The 22,125-nt window shown below is 40.1% G+C and carries 16 protein-coding genes and 3 pseudogenes; 11 read left to right on the top strand and 8 right to left on the bottom strand.

The features are described from left to right. Positions 1-587, top strand: a 587-nt coding sequence (locus L655_RS0105320; RefSeq protein WP_024603875.1) for an IS5 family transposase, incomplete at its 5' end; no start/stop codon positions are given. A gap of 127 nt (positions 588-714) precedes the next feature. Further along, on the top strand, positions 715-2,034 hold the full coding sequence (locus L655_RS0105315) for a DASH family cryptochrome (protein ID WP_024604343.1): 1,320 nt from the start codon (positions 715-717) through the stop codon (positions 2,032-2,034). 26 nt (positions 2,035-2,060) lie between these two features. Here the strand turns inward: L655_RS0105315 and L655_RS01000000125140 are convergent. Next, positions 2,061-3,126 (bottom strand): annotated as a pseudogene (locus tag L655_RS01000000125140) (YeiH family protein). A gap of 121 nt (positions 3,127-3,247) precedes the next feature. On the opposite strand from L655_RS01000000125140, the gene L655_RS0105305 reads away from it, so the two are divergent. After that, positions 3,248-4,126 (top strand): LysR family transcriptional regulator, encoded by an 879-nt coding sequence (locus L655_RS0105305; protein WP_024604342.1) that lies wholly within the window; start codon positions 3,248-3,250, stop codon positions 4,124-4,126. A gap of 834 nt (positions 4,127-4,960) precedes the next feature. On the opposite strand, the gene L655_RS0105295 is transcribed toward L655_RS0105305, so the two are convergent. Continuing rightward, positions 4,961-5,419 (bottom strand): thioredoxin family protein, encoded by a 459-nt coding sequence (locus L655_RS0105295; RefSeq protein WP_024604340.1) that lies wholly within the window; start codon positions 5,417-5,419, stop codon positions 4,961-4,963. Positions 5,420-5,514: 95 nt separating this feature from the next. Continuing rightward, a pseudogene (locus L655_RS1000000128475) lies at positions 5,515-7,477 on the bottom strand (hypothetical protein). 277 nt (positions 7,478-7,754) lie between these two features. Between L655_RS1000000128475 and L655_RS0105285 the strand changes: the two are divergent. After that, entirely contained in the window at positions 7,755-8,111 is a 357-nt protein-coding gene (locus tag L655_RS0105285) for an antibiotic biosynthesis monooxygenase (RefSeq protein ID WP_024604339.1), read from the top strand. Between the two features lie 458 nt (positions 8,112-8,569). Here L655_RS0105285 and L655_RS0105280 read toward each other — a convergent pair whose 3' ends face one another. Together L655_RS0105280 and L655_RS0105275 are read right to left on the bottom strand one after the other, a co-directional pair. Continuing rightward, positions 8,570-8,767 (bottom strand): 4-oxalocrotonate tautomerase family protein, encoded by a 198-nt coding sequence (locus L655_RS0105280; protein WP_024604338.1) that lies wholly within the window; start codon positions 8,765-8,767, stop codon positions 8,570-8,572. 123 nt (positions 8,768-8,890) lie between these two features. Continuing rightward, positions 8,891-9,811: a LysR family transcriptional regulator gene (locus L655_RS0105275; RefSeq protein ID WP_024604337.1), complete on the bottom strand. Its 921-nt coding sequence runs from the start codon at positions 9,809-9,811 to the stop codon at positions 8,891-8,893. Between the two features lie 561 nt (positions 9,812-10,372). On the opposite strand from L655_RS0105275, the gene L655_RS0105270 reads away from it, so the two are divergent. Continuing rightward, the gene (locus L655_RS0105270) at positions 10,373-10,858 is read left to right on the top strand and encodes a hypothetical protein (RefSeq protein WP_010554987.1); all 486 of its coding nucleotides are present in this window, start codon (positions 10,373-10,375) and stop codon (positions 10,856-10,858) included. Positions 10,859-10,899: 41 nt separating this feature from the next. Here the strand turns inward: L655_RS0105270 and L655_RS0105265 are convergent, their stop codons facing one another. Continuing rightward, the gene (locus L655_RS0105265; RefSeq protein ID WP_024604336.1) at positions 10,900-12,105 is read right to left on the bottom strand and encodes an anhydro-N-acetylmuramic acid kinase; all 1,206 of its coding nucleotides are present in this window, start codon (positions 12,103-12,105) and stop codon (positions 10,900-10,902) included. A 149-nt stretch (positions 12,106-12,254) separates the two neighbouring features. Here L655_RS0105265 and L655_RS0105260 point away from each other — a divergent pair, with 149 nt between their 5' ends. The 4 genes from L655_RS0105260 (at position 12,255) to L655_RS0105245 (ending at position 16,493) form a co-directional block, all read left to right on the top strand. Next, complete coding sequence (locus L655_RS0105260) at positions 12,255-12,761, top strand: GNAT family protein (protein WP_024604335.1); 507 nt, start codon at positions 12,255-12,257, stop codon at positions 12,759-12,761. A 179-nt stretch (positions 12,762-12,940) separates the two neighbouring features. Next, complete coding sequence (locus L655_RS0105255) at positions 12,941-13,969, top strand: NADP-dependent oxidoreductase (protein WP_024604334.1); 1,029 nt, start codon at positions 12,941-12,943, stop codon at positions 13,967-13,969. A gap of 50 nt (positions 13,970-14,019) precedes the next feature. Beyond that, complete coding sequence (locus L655_RS0105250) at positions 14,020-14,637, top strand: glutathione S-transferase (RefSeq protein ID WP_024604333.1); 618 nt, start codon at positions 14,020-14,022, stop codon at positions 14,635-14,637. A gap of 236 nt (positions 14,638-14,873) precedes the next feature. After that, positions 14,874-16,493 carry a methyl-accepting chemotaxis protein gene (locus L655_RS0105245; protein WP_024604332.1) on the top strand — a complete coding sequence of 540 codons (1,620 nt, stop codon included), beginning with the start codon at positions 14,874-14,876 and terminating at the stop codon, positions 16,491-16,493. 74 nt (positions 16,494-16,567) lie between these two features. Here the strand turns inward: L655_RS0105245 and L655_RS0105240 are convergent, their stop codons facing one another. Together L655_RS0105240 and L655_RS0105235 are read right to left on the bottom strand one after the other, a co-directional pair. Continuing rightward, positions 16,568-16,876, bottom strand: coding sequence for a YkgJ family cysteine cluster protein (locus L655_RS0105240; protein ID WP_010554993.1), 309 nt, complete (start codon positions 16,874-16,876; stop codon positions 16,568-16,570). Between the two features lie 45 nt (positions 16,877-16,921). Continuing rightward, complete coding sequence (locus L655_RS0105235; RefSeq protein WP_024604331.1) at positions 16,922-18,853, bottom strand: RecQ family ATP-dependent DNA helicase; 1,932 nt, start codon at positions 18,851-18,853, stop codon at positions 16,922-16,924. Positions 18,854-19,100: 247 nt separating this feature from the next. Between L655_RS0105235 and L655_RS0105230 the strand changes: the two genes are divergently transcribed. Together L655_RS0105230 and L655_RS01000000125130 are read left to right on the top strand one after the other, a co-directional pair. Continuing rightward, positions 19,101-20,405: an NAD(P)/FAD-dependent oxidoreductase gene (locus tag L655_RS0105230; RefSeq protein ID WP_024604330.1), complete on the top strand. Its 1,305-nt coding sequence runs from the start codon at positions 19,101-19,103 to the stop codon at positions 20,403-20,405. A gap of 95 nt (positions 20,406-20,500) precedes the next feature. Continuing rightward, positions 20,501-21,984: pseudogene (locus L655_RS01000000125130) on the top strand (DUF2235 domain-containing protein). Positions 21,985-22,125: the final 141 nt, after the last annotated feature.

Genomic DNA, 22,125 nt, shown 5'->3' with positions numbered 1-22,125 from the left:
CTATCTACAGACGGTTTAATTTATGGTCCAAAAAAGGGATTTTGAATGAACTGTTTCGCGCATTATCTCGTGATGCGGACATGGATTGGGTCTTCATTGATGGCAGTATTGTCAGGGCTCATCAACATAGTTGCGGTGCAAGAACTGCTGACAATGAATCAATTGGAAAGAGCCGAGGTGGAAATTCTACGAAAATTCATCTTGCAGTCGATAGCGGAGGGTTGCCTGTTTATTATGAATTATCCTGTGGAAATACGCATGATATCGTCCATGCAGAGTCACTCGTAGCTAATTGCCCAACAAGTAATATGGTTGTCGCAGATAAAGGCTACGACAGTGAAAAACTGAGAGCGTTTGTTCGTGATAATAACGCTACACCCGTTATTCCACGTAAGGGCAACAGTTTAGTAGGCAATGAAGATATTGACTGGTGCATGTACAAATATCGGCACTTGGTTGAGAATGCATTTGGCCGTATTAAGCAATATAGAGGGATAGCCACGCGGTATGAAAAGCTTGAACGAAATTATCATTCAATGCTCGCTTTAGCATTTACTATGATGTGGCTACCAATGTGGGCTGATTGATATATGTACTACAAAGATCAACAGCCCCTAGTTAAGTAAACTGCCGAGCTAATTAAAATACCTAACCATTAATCCTCACCCGCTTTTGCTTCGTACCACTTTAGAGTTTAAAAACCTGAGCAAACCTATGAGCAAACGTATTTTATATTGGCTACAAAACGATTTACGAATAGACGACAACCCTATTTTAAGCGAACTTGCTACTGGGCAATGTGCGCTCGATATTGTATTTGTAATAAACCCGCACTGGTTTAAAAATAATAACCACCAACAAAAGCCATATGGCGTGCACAAACAACAGTTTTTAATGCAAAGCTTATTTGAGCTGCAACAAGCACTTATTGAACGCGGGCAAACTCTTCACGTACTTGAGGGCGAAACTTTTAGTGTTTTAAAGCAGCGCATAGCTGAGCAACACATTGACGAAGTAGTGTGCAGTGAACATGTTGGAACCTATGAGCAGCGTCAACTCGCCCGACTAAAAGCACATTGCTCACATGTCATATTTAAAACAACTCAACAAGATACTCTATTTCAACAAAGTGATCTCCCTTTTGATTTAAACGAGCTACCTAAAAGCTTTACCCCATTTAGAAAAAAAGTAGAGGCGGTAAACATACCTATAACAACCTCAACCCTGCCTAAAGGTTTACTCCCTCAACCTATAACATTATGTGCGGCCAAACCAATTGAGCTTAGTGAATATACTGATGACAACAACGCGATAATGCACGGCGGATTTAAAAGTGTGCAAGCTCATTTAGCGCAGTACTTTTCGGGCTTACTGCCAAGTACCTATAAAACAACTCGAAACGAGCTTGATGGCTTTAATAACACCACAAAATTTAGCACCTGGCTTGCCTTTGGCTGTGTAAGTGCACGGCAAGTTTATAAAGCGGTTGAAGAGTACGAACATAAACATATTGCAAACGAATCTACTTATTGGATTAAGTTTGAATTGCTATGGCGAGAGTATTTTAAATGGCATGCACTCAATGCGGGCAACAGCCTGTTTAGCTTTAAAGGCCAAAAACAAACCAAGCCCCTTACTACGTTTATGCCAAATCGCTTTGCAGCGTGGTGTAATGGCTCAACGCCCTACCCATTAGTCAATGCCATTATGAATGAGCTTAATGCTACTGGTTATATATCAAACCGAGCAAGACAAGTTGCAGCAAGTTGTTTAGTTAACGAACTTGGCCTTGATTGGCGCTATGGTGCGGCTTATTTTGAACAGCAATTGATTGATTACGATGTAGCGGCTAACTGGGGTAACTGGCAATATATTGCTGGCGTAGGGGTCGACCCGCGTGGCGGTAGGCATTTTAATATTGAAAAGCAAACCGCGCAGTTTGATCCACACGGAATTTACACTAATAAGTGGCAAGGTAATAAAAACACAAGTACACAACTCGATAACTTAAACGAAGTTGATTGGCCAATTTAAGCCAATCAACTTTTGCAAAACAACGTTTAAAACAGCTCAGCAATACCTATATTAATGGCAAAGCCGCCTAACGTTAAAAACAAAAATAAACACAGCGCCAGTAACAGCGGTTTAATACCCGCTTGGCGAATTGCCCCAACATGTGTGCGTAAACCCAAAGCCACCATCGCAATGGTGAGTAATATATTATCAAACCATACAATAGCGCTTGTAGCCACTTGAGGAATAATAGAGAGTGAATGCACACCACTTGCCACAATAAATAACACTGCAAACCAAGGGATGGTAATACCCGCTTTTTGCTCACCTCCATGCACGTTATTGTTTGCTTTTGCATGCTTTTTACTTTGCCAAAACGATAATCCCACTAAAAATGGCGCAAGCATCATTACGCGTAGCATTTTTTCTATAACGGCGGTATCTGCAGCATTGGCGCTTACAGCAGTGCCCGCTGCAACCACTTGCGCTACTTCATGAATAGTTGAGCCTACAAAAATACCGTAAGCGTGTTCACTCAGTCCCATAAACTCAAACATGATTGGGTAGGCAAACATGCTTAACGTGCCAAACACCACCACCGTTGCCACCNGATACTTTATGTGCCTGCGCTTTTATAACTGGCTCGGTTGCCATTACCGCTGCAGCGCCACAAATAGAGCTACCCGCACCTATTAATATAGTTGTTTGCTCATCGAGCTTAAATACGCGCTTACCTAGCTGCACTGCCAAAATAAATGTGCCTAACAGCATTACTATATCGGTTAGTAACCCACTCCAACCAACGCCAGCTACTTGCGCAAAAGTAATTCTAAACCCAAATAAAATAACGCCCGCTTTGAGTAATATACTTTTAGCGTAATCAACACCTATATCGGTTTGCGTAGCAATACGCGAAAACACACTGTTACCCACAATAATGCCAAGCACTATACCAATAGTTAAAGAGCTAAATTGCGCACTTTGCATTATAGGTAACTTACTTAATGCAACAGATGCCCCCGCCAAAACAACCACCAGCAGCATACCTAACCACCAGCGCGCATCGCCGTATTGCTTAGTATTAATACCCAAATTTTTAATAGCGCTAAACATAATATTCTCTCAATTGAACAACGTTAAACTGTTGACTTCATTTTAAGAAAGCGCAAAATATAACTCCAATACATTAAAATCATGATTCGATAACTTAAAGTTATGTGATTTGAGAGACACAATGAACTTGCATGCACTTCGGGTGTTTTATACGGTAGCAAAGCTTGGTAGTTTTTCAGGCGCAGCCGAGGCGCTTTTTATAAGCCAACCGGCTGTATCTAAAGCGCTAAAAGAGCTTGAGCATCAATTAAATATTCAACTTATAGAGCGTGCATCTAAAGGCAAAAAACTTACCTTAAGCGAGGGCGGCCAAGTCTTGTATGATCATGCACGTAGCATTTTTGCCATTGAAAAAGCCGCCATAGAAGATATTAAATCACGCACAGGGCTTAAGCGTGGCACGCTCGTTATAGGCACTAGTACAACCATTGCCAGCTATTGGCTACCGCCCTACTTAGCTAAATTTTGCGCGCAGTACCCCCATATTAAAGTAGAAGTACAAGTGGCTAATACCGCGCAAATTGAGCTTGCCCTACTAGAATGTACTATCGATTTAGCACTGGTTGAAGGCACACCTATCGAGCCGCATATTATAAGTAAGCACTGGCAAAACGATTTAATGAGTATCGTTATACCCAGTAACTTTAAGCCCGCTAAAAACTTAAATGCATGGTTAAACAAACAGTTTTGGCTACTGCGCGAGCCGGGCTCGGGCACTTTAGAAATGTCGGTTAAGTTATTAGCCCAACATGGCGTAATAGCAGAGCGCAGTATGCAATTGGGCAGCAACGAGGCAATAGCAAGGGCTGTTGCTCAAGGTATGGGGGTCGCTTTATTGCCAAACGTAGTTACTGAGGATTTAGTGCAGCTAGGTAAATTAACACGCCTGAGCCAAAAAAATAACGAGCAACTCTCTCGGCCGCTATACCAACTGCATTATAAAGACAGACCGTCTTCACATGCTGCGCAAGCATTCGAAAAAAGCTTGTTTAGTGAATAATGTTTATATTAATAAGTGTATACGCGATTTGTAAGTCGCGTATATGCGATTATTGGTAAGCTTAGCCTCTTGTTGAGTGCTTTATTGCTCGATATATTTAAATGTATTCGCACCATCAAAATATCTGATATTTACTGCTTTAATAATATCTGAGTTTACCATTCTGGCATTTATTGCAACTCTATTTGTACCATTACACTCGTTTTTGAGTGTAATGAGTGGTGCAACCACAAAACGAGCACGAGTGATACGAACGTAGTTTATTACCCCATAGATATATAGCATTATTTGATTCTTGTTTTATTACTACTTGATTCGCTGTGTAATATACCCACAAAGCTGCAATACGATAACATATGGAACAATTACAACTGGTTACTGATTTCGGTAATTTTTTTGTGGTTATTGCTATATTTCCACAATGGCAAGTTGCTTCGATCATGTAGCCTCCTTGGACAGTTAACACTTTAGTATTTACACACCACGCAGTTTATGTTGCATAATCGCTTATTGAACTAACAAAACTAGACCGCCACTAGGCAGGTTTAACTGGAGATCATCCTAATATTGTTCAGCCTCTATCTAGGGTCTTATAGGACTCCCCGTAAATGTCAAAAAGAAAAAGTTAAAATAAATTTAGATGCTAGCTTATATACGGGCTCAAATTATTTAAACAGGACAGCCACTCTAATTGAACAGAAAAAAATCTCCTAGATTCTAATTGGAAGTGCACCACCCACACATTAATTTATTAATAAACTATTTATTGCAACTCACCATCTAACTTATAAACAGATTAGCTAAACCGACAAGCTCTAATATAAATAGCTCTATTTATAAGTCCTGAGTTAAATCTTGCGCTAACGTACCCGTTGGCTTTTCAATTACACGCACTAACTCTTTACCATCGTCTTTTACTATAAACGTTGGCGTGTATTGTAAATCGTGAGCTTCTGCAATGCCTGCATCGTCTTGCTTGTTGTAACCTACGGCCACGTATTCAATGCTTGCAAGTTTTACCTTTGATGCATCAATTAACTTAATGAGTTTTGGCACTTCGCGCTCACTGTCGTGGCACCATGTGCCAAATAATACAATTAGCTCTTTGCCTTCTAGCTTTTGCATTAGGGCAATGTCTTGTGCTGTTGGCGTAAACGCTTTGTATTGTTCGTTAAACTTGTCGTAGTCGCTTAGCAGTACATCAGTGCTAATTCCGCCCGAAAACGGTGCATCAGCAGCGCAGCTTACAAGCGGCATGCTTAAAGCGCACAGTAAAATTAATTGTTTAAACATAAGGTTGCTCTTAATTTAGGTATTAATTTAGGTATTAATTTAGGTATTAAACGACTATACCCAATATTGAGTGTGGAGTGAACAACTCAAGACCGTTACTTTTTATCCATAAAAAAGTTAACTTGCGATAAGTTAGTTAAATATTCTCTCCTTACGTCTTTATTCTCGGCTAACTTATCTAAGTCACCAATTAAGGTAACAAGCTTGGTGTGTGAGTGACGGTTTGTTTCTATAAAATCATCTTGCTTGTCATCACTCTCATCGCGCTCTTTTTTATGCATTGAGTAGCTGTTTTCGTTTTCTTCAAGCCAAATATCGTCAATTAAGCGAATGTCGCTTTTACTAACTGTTTGCTCTTGCATCGCCATTTGCAGCTCGTATTGATTGGTTTGCGGATTAAACTCAAACATTTTTGTATCAACATCAACCTCGTGAGACTGATCGAGCCCCACAAGCTCTTTATTTTTAACGGCGGTGTTTACGTTATAACTCTCTTCTTTGTTGTAGTAATCAGGGCGACTATATTGATAATCAAAGTGGCTACTTACATTTTTACTTTGCGTTACACCGCTAAGCTCCCCTAATTGGCTTTGCTCTGTCGCTTGGCTTAGTTCAATGGTACTTTTAGGCTGATAGTCGCCGTTATCCAGCGCATAAGAAAATGTAGCATCAAAATCAGCGAGCTTAGAAATACCCGCTCCTAATGTATTCGGCGCTTTATTACCTAGCCCTTGGTAACGGCTATCGTTTGTAATCATGTTATCAACTAAATCGGCTANCGCGCCCGTCATTAAAGTGCTGATCTGCAAGCGACTCCAAATTGCTATAACGCTCAGCCGCTGACGACATACTCGCAAAAGCGCCTTTAAATAATGCAAAACCTTGCTGCATTGCCTCATCGCCTTTGCGCCCAAATGCCGACTCTTTATCGTCTTTGGTACTGTTTACTCGGCTATCTTCTAGGCTTTGATCTAGCGACGCTAAATACTGCTGCATTTGCTCCGTGTCTTTAGCGCCAATGGTTGACATATCAAGTGCAAAATCAATGTCGTTTTGCCCACCTGCGGCTTTAAACACAAGTGCTTGCTGGTTTGATGCTTCATCAATGGAGTAACTCAAATCAAGCGTGTTCTCTTTCGAATCAAGATCTTTATTTTGCGTTGTTGAAAACGACACATCAAAGCCTGTTAGCTGCTGACTATTAAAGCCTGCTAAAAAATCTAAACTCATGTCTGTTTGGTTTGGCACTATAAGAGGATTAAATGAGTTTTCACTCACTTTAAAAAATTCATCTGCCATTTCGCCAACACCCGCCATAACCTGCGTTAAAGCGCCATGTTCAGCCTCAGATAAATTACCATTAACTTCGTAACTTATGCCAAAGCCATCTATCGCTTCACCTGTTTCTTCGTCATAACCTTGCGATGAGTTAAAGGTAATGTTTATAACATCACCCTCTTTAGTTTTTACCGAGAGCTCAAACAGGTAGTTATCGTCATCCTCGTATTTTGCGCGATTAAGGCTTTCCATGTATGGATTAAGTGAGCGCTCAATACGTTGCTGGCTTGAGGCTAAAAACGTTTTTTGCTCATGCCCAAGCTGACCTAAACTCGATAAAATATCGCTGGTATTAGCATAAGCACCCTGAATATTTTTAACTGACGTATTTAATCGCTCAATTAATTGGGTACTGTTTTCGTTTTTTAATAACCCCTCATGCTGAGAGCTTATTACGGTGCGCAGGGCGAGTTCTTCATCGGAGAGTTTATAGTTAAGCGTGCTCGGCGTGCTTGAAATAGTAAATAACGAGGTAAGTTGCTGCTTTAACACGTCCTCTACCTTTTGATTACTGGCTAGTGCTTCATCAAGAGTTTCATTATTTAACTGGCTTAATAACCCATCGGTTATTTTTGACTCGTTAGTTTGTAAATCATTAATAGCTTGAAGGTCGCTACCGGTTAGCAGCGAAGGACTCACAGAGCTTTGGGTAGCGTTATTAACTGATTGGGCCAGCAAAGTGCTTAAATTAGCCTGGCTGCCAAATACATTATTAACCATGATTATCCCTAATCGCTAAACTCTATTAAGTAATTTATCGGTCGTTTGGTTAAAAGCTTTAGGTTATTTGAACGCTTAAATTTGAGCTCAACAATGAGCAGATTAAATCACAAGATCATATTTTTATAATTGTTGATTAAAATTCCACTCTGAGTCGAAAATGAGCCTATTTATCCACTTTAAGACTGCATTTATAATGATTTTTAAATAGTTGTACTTGAAAATAACTATTTTCTTCCTTCAGGCTGTATAAAATTTAACTCTATGGAGAGTATTTATGAAAAATGAAATAACGTGCAATTTTTTTCTTGATGTGAAAGAAGGTAAATTAATAGAGTTCAAAGAACTCATTTATAAAATTGTGGATGTTGTAAAAAAGGAGCCTGGCACTTTAACGTACACATATAATATCAGTGAAGATGGGAAAAAAATTCACATCGTTGAGAGATATAAAAATATAGCGTCAATCATCAGTCATATTGATGAAAGTTTTGCGCCATTCGCGAAAACTTTTTTATCCTTGGTTGATATTTATGCATTAAATGTTTACGGTGTTGCAGATAACAATTTACGTGAGAGACTGGACGTATTTGGCGCTAAATACAATGTATTAGTGGATGGGTTTTCTCGATAATAATACAAGAAAAGCACTAATATAAAATTATACACTTGTGAATATTACTCTTTTTATAAATAACCAGCTTATATATGAGGGCTATTTATCTACAAGAGAATTGCGCTAAAACTAGCAAAAACACGTATACATAATTGTTCTAAATAAAAATATTTAACCTGCCCCCTGGTTAAGATATTTACTAACGTATTAAATCATGGTGATATTTAAATTTATTTTCTCTAGCCAGAGATTTTCAGTGAAACAAGGCGAATTTACGCGTCAATAGCTGGCCTATTGCAAATAAATTCAACGCAGTTAGCGTTTAAAATAGCTGCTTTTAATTTACGACTCTATTAAAACAATTTCTGTGTATCTTCAACATAAGCAATAATGAAAGGCATTTGTAAAAAAGTATAGAAGAGAGAGCCATTGATTATAGTTCTAACTCCATCAATGGCTTATTTATATCTGTATACCTATGATGATTTTTTTAGCGTTTCAGCAAAAACTTCTCCTGAAATAGCCCAATCTTCTGTTTTTACATCATTAAAAATAACGTAAACATATTGCGGATCAACATCAGCGTGTTTAGCTATTGATGCTGTCACTTCTTTTGCTATCGCTTGTTTAGCATGATCACGACCTTCAAACATTTGAATATTAACTACTGGCATTAGGTATCTCCTTTAATTAGATAGGTGTTAACTCGTCAACGATATGACGAAAACAGCATAACAAAGACGTATAAGTAGATAAACATGCAAAAAGGAGACTCTAAGTAGTATTAATTTCTACAATTAATTAAAATTACCCTCATCTGATAAGCGTACAAATTCGTCAATAATAAACCTGACACTGGGCAGGAGATGTTTTGTTTTTGGCCAAATAATATGTAACTCAGTTGAAGCAGGATTTAACTCTGGCAAAATTGGTACTAGCTTACCTTCATCTAGCCAAGGCTGAAGCAAAGACTTAGGAAACTGAATGATTCCCGCGCCAGCAATACAAGCATCGACCATAGCATCACCATCACTAATTTGATGAAAGGGCTTAGGATGAAAGCGCATATCATCACCATCGGTATTTTTAATTAACCAATGTAGTGAACTACCACCTCGCCAAGCCACTATGCACTGATGGCTTGTTAACTCAGCAAGACTCGTTGGGGTACCTAAACGTGCTAAATAAGCAGGAGAAGCGGTTAAAATCAAATGTTGAGAAGTCAGTTTTCTAGCAACTAAATCACCACTATCTTTTATGGCACCAAATCGAATAGCTAAATCAAAGCCAGCATCGAGAGGATCAATAATTTTATCATTAAAAGTTACTGTTAGTTTTAATTGTGCATGTTGCTCAGCAAGCTTCAATAAAACAGGTAACACAAAAGAGCGACCAAACGCAGCTGGCACATCGATTCGTACTCGACCTGAAGGTTGGGATAATTTTGATTGTAACGCTAACTCTGCTGACTGAAGGGTATCTAATGCCAATTGACAGCTTGCTAAATACGCCTCTCCTTCAGTAGTTAAACTCAGTTTCCTAGTTGTGCGATGAAAAAGCTTGGTGTTTAAATGATTTTCTAATTTAGCAATGCTTTTACCTAATGCTGATTTGGAAATACCTAACTCTTCAGCTGCTGCGGTAAAGCTTTCATTTTTGGCCGCTGCGGTAAAATAGACAATACCTCGAAAGGAATCAGATAACACTGTTGACGACATACAATAACACCTATTTATATGGTTAAAAATAAAACACTTCTTTCTAAATAATTACCTTATATTTGGCCTTAGATCATTACGACCTCGCATGGTCACTCAACATCAAAAATCGACCGTCAAGGCTACTAAAATGTTTTGATGTAGTTACTTGGAATCATAGCCAATACTTCTCAAAAGCTCTAATTAGATGTAAGTTATCAGAGTATTCTAATTTCGAAACTATATCCAAATATTCTACTTTGTAAAAAACAGACTGTGTATCTAACTGAACTCTAGTTAAGAGGTTTACTAACACATTGAGACATGATTATATTTAAATTTATTTCTCTCTCACCAGAGACTTCCAGTGAAAACAAGGCGAATCTACACGTCAAATATTAACTTCATACCTTATAATTTCTGATTGAGAAATGATTTCAAAATCGAGTAAAAAAGGACCGATCCTTTTTGATCAAACCACTCAATAATTGTACTAATTAATGCAATTAGTCATAAATCTGTAACCTTGATCCGCGATAATCTCTATCCGATAAATGAATAGACTCAAGAAGACTAAGTAAGATGAGTACTCCCTTAGTGCAACTAACATTTGCACTGCAATCATTTGATGATTCTATGTCTGCGGCGATGAGCCACGCTATGGAATATGAAAAGCTATCGCTAAAAGCCAATGCTGCGCATAACATTACGCTGCAGTGTGTGTTGCCTGATGGCGCAAATGAGAGCGATGTTATTTCACTAAGTGCAACGCAGCCCAGTGCGCGTGGGGCGCAGTATTTTACTGAAAAAACGCTGAGCAATGCAGACCTTGAATCTGGTACTGTAAACCTAACTTTAAGTAACATTACACAAAGCCAGTGTTTTGTAGTGCAAATGATGCTGCACGGAAAAAACACGACTTTAAAAGAAAGCCAGCAACTCGATGTGTACATTAAAGCATTTGAGCAAGGCTATATTCCTGAGCAAATAAAAACTGAACATACCAAGTCACAGGGCGTTCGTAGCTACTTTGCGAGTATGGGTTCTACGTTTTTATCGCTGTTTTAGTGCTGGCTGCACTTAAATTACGCGACGCGTCTTATAAGTTATTAATCTGCAAAACTTACTTTACCCATAGTAACTCCCGCAATACCTTGTGCGGTGTTACTTAGGTGTTGCTGCTCTCCTGCTAGGCATTCGTTTGCTAAAATAGCAAATAACACAGCCTCTTTTGCATCGGGATTTATACCTAAATCGTCGGTATTTTTAAAAGCCTTAATACGTGGGCAAAGCACTGTAAGTTGCGCCATTAGTAACGGGTTATGAATACCGCCACCACTTGCATACACCACACAATTTTGTACGCGCTCTGCACACTCGTTTAATGCATTTGCTATAACGGTTGCAGTAAAGGTATTTAAGGTGGCCATTACATCTTCATGGCTTAAGTGCTGTGTATTTGTAAGCTGCTGTGCGGTGTTTAAATACGCTAAGTTAAATACCTCAGGCCCTGTGGTTTTAGGCATTGGGAGTTTAAAAAATGCGTTATTACATAATGCATTTAATAATGGTGTATTTACCTTGCCTGCTTTTGCTATTTTTGCGCCATCGTCATAATGCATACCTTTAAAATATTGCTGTACGTAGGCATCCATAATGGTATTACCTGGGCCAATGTCGGAACTAAATACGCCGTTTGCATCACCATTTTTGGGTAAAAACGTTAAGTTAGCAATGCCGCCCATATTTAGCAAAATCCGACTCTCCACAGCGCTCGAAAAATACAAATAATCGCCATACACAGCCAGTGGTGCGCCCTCGCCTCCTGCGGCTATGTGTTTTTGTCTAAAATCACCAATGGTTGTAATACCCGTAGTAACGGCTATTTGGTCACTATCGCCAATTTGTAAGGTGCCATTAGTAAAGCTTTTGTGGTTATGCTGCGACTGCGGGCAGTGGTAAATGGTTTGCCCGTGGCTCGCTATTACATCAATACTTGCCGGGTTTATTTGCCAAGTATGTAAGCACTGGTTAACCATATCGCCATGGAGTTTACCTACCCACGGGTGCAATAAAGTAACAAGTTCTAAATCGCATTCTCGCTTAGCAAATACCTGCTTTATTTTAGTTTTATAATCGTCGTTGTAATCAACAGTAGTAAAATTTAAAACCTCAATGTGTGTATTTAAGCCTGCGCCCGTTACTTTGCATAGTGCAACATCAAGCCCGTCCAACGAAGTGCCGCTCATTAAACCAATAATTAAACGGCTTGGTTTTTGGGCGCTGTTATAAAGTGCTTTAATGTGAGGGTGCATAATGGCATCTAAAATAGGTGTAATATTTTGCTTATATTAGAGGACTTTAAAACAAAGTAATAGCCGTAAACCGTTTAATTTAGGTTCTGATTGTTTAACGTTAAAATGATTGTTAAGTTAGTATGCATACTAAAAATTTATGAAAAAATATGATCACCCTCAGAGAGTTTAAAGCCCAAGACGCGCCTTTCATTATTAGCACCCTAAATGATGAACAGGTAACGCGTTATTTATCGTCAAAAATTCCGTTTCCGTATACGCAAGCCGATGCTGATTGGTGGATAAACCAAGGCTCAAAAAACGGCGTAATTGATGCAACGGCTAAGGCCATTGAGGTTAATGGGCAATTTGCCGGCTGTATTGGCATAACTCCCGGCGAATTTGAATACAGCCACAGTGGCGAAATTGGTTATTGGCTAAATAAAGCCTATTGGGGGCAAGGCATTATTACTCGCGCTATTGAACTTATATGCAATGAAGCGTTTGCAAACTCACACATAAACAGAATTTTTGGCGCTGTGTTTGCTGGTAATACCGGCTCTATGAAAGCACTTATTAAAAGTGGCTTTGAGCAAGAGGCTGTGCTTAAACAGGCCATTTATAAAAACGGGGTACTTTACAACAATCATATATTTAGTAAGCTCAAAGCAGACTAATTACTCTAATTAAATCTGCGCAAAGGTTGAATTATCAACCACCCGCCCAAAACTCCTTTATTAAGGTACGCATTGTACATATTCATACTGCTTAGCCGCGCATTATTGTTTAGCTGAACACGATTTTTAAAACGTAAACATTCGGTAAGTAGTTTATTTATATTAATAGGAGGTCTTTTATGTCTACGACTAGTCGCCAACTTACTCTTGAATCACGCCCTAATGGCGCTCCAACAGATGAAAACTTTAAATTAAAAACGGTAGAGCTTCCTGCATTAAAAGACGGCGAAGTTTTACTACGTACTATATACCTATCGCTAGACCCGTATATGCGTGGTCGTATGAGCGATGCTAAGTCGTACGCTGACCCTGTTAATATTGGCGATGTAATGGTTGGCGCAACCGTGTGCCAAGTAGAAGATTCTAAAAACGATAAGTTTAGCGAAGGCGAGTGGGTACTTGCCTACACAGGTTGGCAAGACTACGCCATTACCGGTGGCGAAGGCTTAATGCAATTAGGTAAAGAGCCTGAAAATCCTTCGTACGCGTTAGGTATTATGGGTATGCCAGGCTTTACAGCCTACATGGGTTTACTTGATATTGGCCAGCCTAAAGAAGGCGAAACCGTAGTTGTTGCAGCAGCAACAGGCCCAGTAGGCGCAACGGTTGGTCAAATAGCTAAAATTAAAGGCTGTAAAGTAGTGGGTGTTGCTGGTGGCAGTGAAAAATGTGCACATGCCGTTGAAAAACTAGGGTTTGATGCGTGTATTGATCACAAAGCCGATGACTTTGAAGAGCAACTAGAAAAAGCCTGCAACAAAGGCATAGATGTTTACTACGAAAATGTGGGCGGAAAAGTATTTGACGCCGTACTACCACTATTAAATACCGCAGCGCGCGTACCACTGTGTGGTTTAGTATCGCAATATAACGCAACTAGCTTACCAGAAGGCCCTGACCGTTTAGGTATGCTAATGGGTCAATTGCTTACTAAGCGTATTAAAATGCAAGGCTTTATCATTTTTGATGATTACGGCGACCGTTACGACGAGTTTGCACAAGACATGCAAAAATGGCTAAAAGACGGAAAAATTCAATACCGTGAGCACATGGTAGAAGGCATCGAAAATACAGTAGGCGCGTTCAACGATATGATATGCGGTAAAAACTTTGGTAAAACTGTGGTTAAAATTAATAACCCACTTTAATTTTAAACGGCTTGTAAGGCTAAGCCCTTACAAGCCACAAAAGGACTGACATGATCAAACTACACCATTTAAATAAATCCCGTTCTAAACGTGTAATTTGGCTTTTAGAAGAGCTAAATGTTGACTACGAAATCATCGCTTACCAGCGCAATAAAGACACTTTCTTAGCCCCTGACGAATTAAAGCATATTCATCAACTTGGTAAGTCACCAGTAATTGAAGACGGCGGCCTAATTATTGCTGAATCAGGCGCTATTACCGACTACCTTATTACTAAATACGGTAACGGTAAATTTGCTCCAAAAGTAGATACCGCTGAATACGTTGACTACCAACAATGGCTGCACTTTGCAGAAAGCTCAGCAATTTTACCGCTTTTACTTAAAATGTTTGTACTTAAAGACGGCGCTAAAACACAATTTTTAGAAGGCTATGCCGACGCCGAAACAGCTAAAGTAATTAGCTACTTTAACGACCGCCTAGAAGGTAAACGTTATTTAGTGGGCGATACCCTAACGGGTGCTGACTTTATGATGTCGTTTATTGTTGAAATTGTTAAAAACTCAGGTCAATTAGCACACTTTAAAAACCTCGTTAAATACGACGAACAATTACAAAGCCATGAGAAGTTTCATACAGCTAATGAACTAGAAGCAAAGTACGACTAACTACTTTTATATAATATTTTTATATAACACAAAGGGGCATTTAGCCCCTTTGTTATGCCTATAAATATGCCTGTAAAATAATCCCACCAAAGTTACGCTTGTAAACTAAATTAACAAACAATCCCTTATTGCTAATAAAACTTTAATTAATAAGGCATAATGCTGCTATTATTTTAGAATAATCACTAATAATACAAGCTGCTTTTGCGCGTATTGACTCACACTTGGGATCAACCATGACCATAAACATGCGTTTAACGACCGGTTTTGGCGTAATTTTATCAATGATGCTTATTTTAACCATTATTGGCATTTCGCGCGTTAGCCTTATTAATAATAACATTACCCACATGACCGACGTAAACTCGGTAAAGCAACGTTACGCAATTAACTTTAGAGGCAGCGTACACGACAGAGCAATAGCCGTGCGCGATGTAGTGCTAATCACCGATCAAAGCAGTTTAAGCACCGTGTTAAATAGCATAAAAGAGCTAAACGCATTTTACCAAACCTCAAGCCGCTCTATGGCTAAGCTAATAAGTAATATGAATAGCGAAGAACGCGCTTTAATTAATAGAATAAATCAAATAGAGCAGCGCACTCAGCCTTTTATTCAAGGTGTAATAAACGCTAAAAACGCAGGAAACCTAAACGAAGCTGAGCGCATTTTATTAACCGATGCGCGCCCTGCGTTTACCGAGTGGCTAAATGTTATAAACCAATTTATAAACCTGCAAGAACAAGCAAATCAAGCCACCACTATTGATACTCTCGATATTGCCAGTTCATTTGAAATTTGGATGATTTCGCTCACCGCGCTTGCAGTTTTAATAGGTGCAAGCGTTGCGTATGTTATTAGCCAACTAATCAGAAAGTCTGTAGGCGGCGAGCCACAAGAAGCCGCCGAAGTAATTGCCCTTATTGCCCAAGGCGACTTAAGAGGCGATGTACAGTCGTGTTGCCCAAATAGCATGATGGCTTCTGTAGGGGTGATGCAATCTAAATTAAAAACCATTGTAGATAGCATTATTAACTCATCTGAAGAGCTTTCTACCCACTCTGCAAGCGTAGCGTCTGGCTCGCAGCAAGCACTTAGTGCCGCTGACGCACAAGTTACTTATACAAACTCAGCAGTAAGCAGCCTAGAAGAAATGAGCCGCAGTATTCATGCTGTAGCCGATTCAGTTAGGCAAACAGAAGATAACTCAAAAATAACGGCGCAGTTGTCACAGCAAGGTAGTGTTGCAGTACAAAAAGTTGCCGCCGAAATTGAGCAAATTTCAGTGACCGTAAAAGCCACAGTTACCCAAGTAAACGTGTTGCAAGAACATGTAAAACACATTGGCGATATTTTAAGTGTGATCCGCAGTATTTCCGATCAAACAAACTTACTTGCACTAAATGCGGCAATAGAAGCCGCTAGAGCAGGCGAAACAGGCCGAGGTTTTGCTGTTGTTGCTGACGAAGTAAGGCAACTTGCCCAGCGTACTGGTGATGCAACAGGCGATATTGAGAAGATGATTTTGCAAGTACAAGAAAACACGCAAGCGTCGGTAACTGCTATGGAAACCACAGTACCGCAAGTAGAAAATGGCTTAACGCTTACTCACGAAGCAAACGAGCTACTGCATCAAATACAGCAACAAGCTAATGACTCATTAAGTAACGTGCTTGAAATTGTTGAATCAACATCAAACCAAGTAGCCACCGTGGCGCAAATTAGTACCGGCGTAGAAGAAATTGCCAGTATGTCAAAAGAAACCAGCATGTCGCTTAACAGTAACGCACAAGAAGCCGTTGCATTAGCTGACCTTTCAAACACGCTTAAAAAGTATATTAGCTACTTTAAAGTTTAATTGTTTAGCGTTTTACAGTAATTAAAAAGGGGCTTTAAGCCCTTTTGTTGTTTATGTACTTTAATAATAGCGGACTATATACCCGCTAAATCACGCTCGGTAATGCACTCACCCGACGCCATTTCAAACTCGCGACATACTAATGGGCGGTTTTCGTAAATAGAGCACATAAGCGTATTACGGTCGAGTGCTTGGCACCAACCGTCGTCAGCGCGTTTCATTACTTCGCTGCCCCATTTATCGTATTCTATATAGTTAAAAGGCACGCCGGTGTCGGTTACTATGCGCACTTCTAATTGGCAACAACAGGCTTGGCAGTTAGCACAGGTAACTGGCTCTGGGGTAGTAGAAATATTTTCAACGGGAATAACAATATGAGGCATAGTGGCTTACTTTTTTGAATAAGCCACTAGGATACAGTAACTAATTTAACGCGCTAGTAGTTTTGCTTTTATATCGCTGTAACGCATCTGCTCGCACAGCGCAAAACCACTCAATTGGCGCACTTTATTACGCGCAAATAACGGCACACTCATCCCCGCTAAAAAGCGGCATTGGGTTTCAATACCCACATTATGATTACCTTTGCCCGCCATATGCGCTAAAAACTCATCTACCTTTTGATAAATAAGTTGCTCGTCAATATATGCAGGCTCTATAGAGTACTCAAGCTTAACCGCATGCCCTCTGCATACACTACAATGCCCGCATTGCGCTGGCGCATTTTGATCGTCAAAATAGCGCGCTAAGTTATAGCTTAAGCAACTTTGTAGCTCAAAAAAGCGAACCAATGCAGCAATACGTTTAATTTCGGCTTGTTCTTTATCACTAAAGTAGTCGTGAAGTTGCTGGGCAAGTTCAGGGGTATTTATAACCTCTGCATGCACTTTGTATACTTGGGTAATACGTTTGGTTTCGAGCGTTATTAGGTTTTTTTCGGCTAGATAGTCAAGAGCANCAGCCACTACACGTTTTCGATCAACCTGCGCGGCTTGCGTAAGGGAATCAAAATTTAGCGTACCCCATATTTTTTTAAAATCTGTATGGCTAAATATTTGCGTTAAAAATGCTTGGCGTTGCTCGTCAAATTGGCTTAGTAGCTCGTTTTTATCAACCAAAAATTTGTATTTAAAATCGGCGTAGTAGGCATATTGCGGCGTTATAGCGCCTTGCATTTCAAGCTGTACGAGTAAGGTTTTAAGTGCCAGTTGCCTAATATTACTTTCGCTCGATAAGCTATATTCTTGCATTTCCCATTGCTGGTGGCTTTGGCGAATATCGTTAATTACGTATTCAATACCGCTAAGCTCAGGGGTGTCGCCATATACAAAGTTTTCAACCGTATTTAGCCCATCTAAATTGGCAAGGGTGTAGCAATTTGATGGATTGCCATCGCGCCCTGCTCGGCCAATTTCTTGGCTGTAGTTTTCAATCGATTTGGGTAAATCGTAATGTATAACAAAACGAATATCCGATTTATCAACGCCCATACCAAAGGCAATGGTAGCCACCACTACGTTAATTTTACCCGCCATAAAGTCATCTTGAATTTGCCAGCGTAGCGTATCTTCAAGCCCCGCATGATACGCCACCGCATGCACACCTTGTGCACTTAGCACATTAGCGACTTGTTCTGCGCTTTGCTGCAATGTTACATACACAATACCAGGGCCATTTTGCGCGCGCACAATGTTGGTAAGCTCGGTATTTTTATCGGCGGTTTTAACGCTCAACACACTTAAATCTAAATTGGCGCGGTAAAAGCCCGTTTGCACAATACACTCAGGCGATATAGCAAATCGCTCTGCCATATCGCGTTTAACTTTTTTAGTCGCCGTTGCCGTAAGCAGCAATACTAAAGGAATATTAAGCTCTTCGCGGTAACGTGGCAGTTTAAGGTAGTCGGGTCTAAAGTTATGGCCCCATTCTGATATACAGTGCGCTTCGTCTACCACTAACATCGAAAGCGCCACCTGGCTTATAAACTCTCTAAAACGCTCGTTTTTAAAGCGCTCAACCGACACCATTAGTACTTTAATTTTACCATTTCGCACATCATTCATTACGGTGCTGCTTTGCATTTGATCTTGGCTCGAATCAAGGCTAGCCGCGTAAATACCTTTGCTATTTAAAAAGCTAATTTGATCTTTCATCAATGCAAGCAAAGGCGAAACCACTAACGTTAAATTTGGTAAATGCAACGCAGTTAATTGATAGCACAACGATTTACCCGAGCCGGTCGGAAATATAGCCAACGACGATTGACCATTTAAAAGCTGCTCTATAGTTTGTTGTTGCCCTGTTCTAAATTGGCTAAAACCAAAGTGCTGCTCAAGTGATTGAATTAGTGGCGTGGTCATAAATGTCCTTTTCGGTGTTTTTAACAGCAATTTAACTGCACAGCTAAACTATAAGAAAGTGAGTATAACTTATATGCCTTTATTCAGCATTTTTTGCTGACATCACCTTTATTTAAGCGCAAACTAGAGCACTATAAAATGAGTAGTAACTGCTTGTTGCCAAAATAATTTATTGATACCCAAGTCATCTTAAAAAACTAAAAATAATACAGATTATTTGGGTATATTATTTTTTGAGGGCAACGTTATGAGTATTACTAAACCTAAAATCGTCGTTATTGGCGGTGGCGCTGGTGGATTAGAGCTAGCAACACAATTAGGGCATAAACTAGGAAAGAAAAAACAAGCAGAAATTCTACTAATAGACAAAAACCGTACCCACATATGGAAGCCGTTACTGCACGAAGTAGCGACAGGCTCTATTGACCCCGATTTAGATGGGGTTGTGTATTCAGCCCATGCTGCAAAACACCACTATAACTTTCAACTTGGTACTTTTTGCAATATAGATCAAAGCAATAAAACAGTTACCCTTGCACCACTTTTAGATGAGCTAGGCCACACAATTTTACCCGAGCGCACCGTGCGCTACGACCACCTAGTCATTGCCATTGGCAGCGTAAGTAACGACTTTAATACCCCAGGTATAAAAGATCACTGCTACTTTTTAGATTCAAACCAACAAGCAGAACGCTTTCAGCATTCATTACTAGATAGCTTTACACGCCTTCACCAAGACGACAACCAACAGCAATCACTTAATATTGCCATTGTAGGCGGCGGTGCTACCGGTGTTGAACTCTCAGCTGAGCTTTATCATGTGTCTGAACTATTAAAGCTTTATGGCTTAACAAATATGTCGTCTAAGCGTTTGCATATTCATTTAATAGAAGCCGGACCACGAATTTTACCAGCACTACCAGAGCGTATTGCCGTAAGTGCCAAACGCGAGCTATTAAAGCTTGGCGTAAACGTGCGCGAGCAAACACAAGTAAAAGAAGGCACCGCACAAGGCTTTATCACCAAAGATGAAGAACACATTGATGCCGATATTATGGTGTGGGCAGCAGGCGTAAAAGCACCTGATTTTATAAAAGACTTAGGTATTTTTGAGCTGACGCGTAGCAACCAAATTCAAGTAAACGAGTTCTTACAAAGCACCGTAGACGAAAGCATTTTTGTATTAGGTGATTGCTGCGCATTTACCCAAGCCGATGGCAAGCAAGTACCACCTCGTGCACAATCGGCGCATCAAATGGCGCAGTGCGTCGAAAAAAATCTAATCGCAACGCTAAAACAGCAACCTCTACGCGGCTTTAAATACAGCGACCATGGCTCACTTGTTAACTTATCAAGCTACAGCACTGTAGGTAACTTAATGGGCAATCTAACCAGCAATACCTTTTTTATTGAAGGTAAAATTGCCCGCTTTATGTATATATCTTTATACCGTATGCACCAACGCGCCATACACGGTAGCGCAAAAACCTTTGCATTATGGATAAGCGAAAAAGTGCTGCGTGTAGTGCGCCCTAAAATGAAGTTGCATTAAAGGCGATTTAAATTAAAGGCAGTGAGCGTTATCACTGTCTTTAATTTTTAACATTGTCTGTGTAGAGTATTTAAAACAACTAAGGAAATTGGGTTATGACGGGTAAAACGCTAATTTTTAACTTTGACGGCACAGGAAACGAACCCCGTGACGCAGAACAATTTAGCTCTGATCATTTTAAAGAAGACTCTAATATTACCAACATTCTAAAACTGCATTTACTACTTGGCGGTAAATTAGAAGACTCCCCAATTACTCCATTTGCTAACCAACTCAGTTTTTATTATCAAGGTATTGGTACCAAAGGCAGCCGCCTTAAACGCATTTTAAACCAAACCCTTGCACCTCGTGGTGACGACGTAGCCAGTATTTTAAATCAAGCGTTAAGCGACTTTAAAGCTCACTACCTAATAGGCGATACCATACTGCTAACGGGTTTTAGCAGAGGCGGTGCACTTGCTAGGCGTTTTGCCAAAATCCTAGAGCCTTTAATTGCTGATAATGTTTACGTATGTGTGTTTGATACCGTCGCCTCAATTGGCTTGTCAAAAGTAAGTAAAGCCACACGCGGCGCAGAGCACGTTATTTTTGAAAACCACACCATTGCCAACAACATTACTCACGCGCTGCACTGCGTAGCCCTTGACGAAAAACGCCGCGCATTTGAACCCACACTCATGAACCATCAAAGCAACATTACCGAGCTATGGTTTGCAGGTGCGCATTCAGACATTGGCGGCGGNTAGCCGATATTAGCTTGCGCTATGCACTTGAATGGCTAATAGAACAACCGCTTAATATATCGTTACTCACTAGCCACGATATAGACTACGAAACCCTACTCCCCGATAGCAACTTAGTAGCACAAGATGACGTAACAGTAACGCCCGATCCGCTCGCATTAAGTCATCAACAAAATTACTTTTGGTTTAACCCGTTTTTTAAATTAGTAGATAGGCAGTGCTATATATTAATTGATGACGAAGCCAGCAACCTTGAGCCTTTAGTGCACTACAGCGTAGCCGAACGTATTAATAAACTAACCAGTTACCGCCCAGAATCGCTTAAAAAGCTGCATTACAAAATTAGCTACAACGACAACACCACACTTAGCTTTATTGGTTTAAGCCAACATATAGAACTCGCTAATCAAAACATGAGTGTGCTGAGCATTACCCAAAGCCAAGATGTAATGGTATTTGCCTCTGAGCAATACAACGCAACCGGCCTCATGCTAGAGCAAGGCGCTACGTATCGCTTTACCCCATACCCAAATCAATGTTGGTTTGACGATGGCATAAAGTGCACGCCATTAGGCTGGAACCGCGACAACGTTCAACTTGGCGTAAAAGAAATCCCGATGGCCGTGCTTGAACCATTTAGACGATTTCCTCGCGCACAATGGTTTTCACTCATTGGTGCTATAAATAAAAACGACGACCACCTTTTTGAAATAGCCAATGGCGCCGACATTAAAGTGGATAAATCAGGCGAGTTTTGCCCATTTGCAAACGACTTAAGCCGCTTTTACGGCGCTAATGCCGGAAAAATAAAAGTAAAAGTAACGCGGTTGGAGTAATAGGTACCCGAAGCTTTTAAATTGTAGGTGCGATTTTACATCACACTTAGCTCTTTAGTAACGGCTCATAACTCCCAATCAACACTACAAAGCCCGCCTAAACACCTGTAGATACAAGGCGCACAGCTTGCTCGCGCGAAA

Source organism: Pseudoalteromonas sp. TAE79, from assembly GCF_000498015.1.
GTDB lineage: Bacteria > Pseudomonadota > Gammaproteobacteria > Enterobacterales > Alteromonadaceae > Pseudoalteromonas.
Note: the sequence above shows the minus strand (reverse complement) of the source record. Positions and strands in the feature narration are given on the sequence as shown.

Bases quoted from the DNA above. Each gene is read 5' to 3' on its own strand.
- L655_RS0105315 (WP_024604343.1), top strand. From the start codon at position 715: ATGAGCAAACGTATTTTATATTGGCTACAAAACGATTTACGAATAGAC.
- L655_RS0105305 (WP_024604342.1), top strand. From the start codon at position 3,248: ATGAACTTGCATGCACTTCGGGTGTTTTATACGGTAGCAAAGCTTGGT.
- L655_RS0105295 (WP_024604340.1), bottom strand. From the start codon at position 5,419: ATGTTTAAACAATTAATTTTACTGTGCGCTTTAAGCATGCCGCTTGTA.
- L655_RS0105285 (WP_024604339.1), top strand. From the start codon at position 7,755: ATGAAAAATGAAATAACGTGCAATTTTTTTCTTGATGTGAAAGAAGGT.
- L655_RS0105280 (WP_024604338.1), bottom strand. From the start codon at position 8,767: ATGCCAGTAGTTAATATTCAAATGTTTGAAGGTCGTGATCATGCTAAA.
- L655_RS0105275 (WP_024604337.1), bottom strand. From the start codon at position 9,811: ATGTCGTCAACAGTGTTATCTGATTCCTTTCGAGGTATTGTCTATTTT.
- L655_RS0105270 (WP_010554987.1), top strand. From the start codon at position 10,373: ATGAGTACTCCCTTAGTGCAACTAACATTTGCACTGCAATCATTTGAT.
- L655_RS0105265 (WP_024604336.1), bottom strand. From the start codon at position 12,105: ATGCACCCTCACATTAAAGCACTTTATAACAGCGCCCAAAAACCAAGC.
- L655_RS0105260 (WP_024604335.1), top strand. From the start codon at position 12,255: ATGATCACCCTCAGAGAGTTTAAAGCCCAAGACGCGCCTTTCATTATT.
- L655_RS0105255 (WP_024604334.1), top strand. From the start codon at position 12,941: ATGTCTACGACTAGTCGCCAACTTACTCTTGAATCACGCCCTAATGGC.
- L655_RS0105250 (WP_024604333.1), top strand. From the start codon at position 14,020: ATGATCAAACTACACCATTTAAATAAATCCCGTTCTAAACGTGTAATT.
- L655_RS0105245 (WP_024604332.1), top strand. From the start codon at position 14,874: ATGACCATAAACATGCGTTTAACGACCGGTTTTGGCGTAATTTTATCA.
- L655_RS0105240 (WP_010554993.1), bottom strand. From the start codon at position 16,876: ATGCCTCATATTGTTATTCCCGTTGAAAATATTTCTACTACCCCAGAG.
- L655_RS0105230 (WP_024604330.1), top strand. From the start codon at position 19,101: ATGAGTATTACTAAACCTAAAATCGTCGTTATTGGCGGTGGCGCTGGT.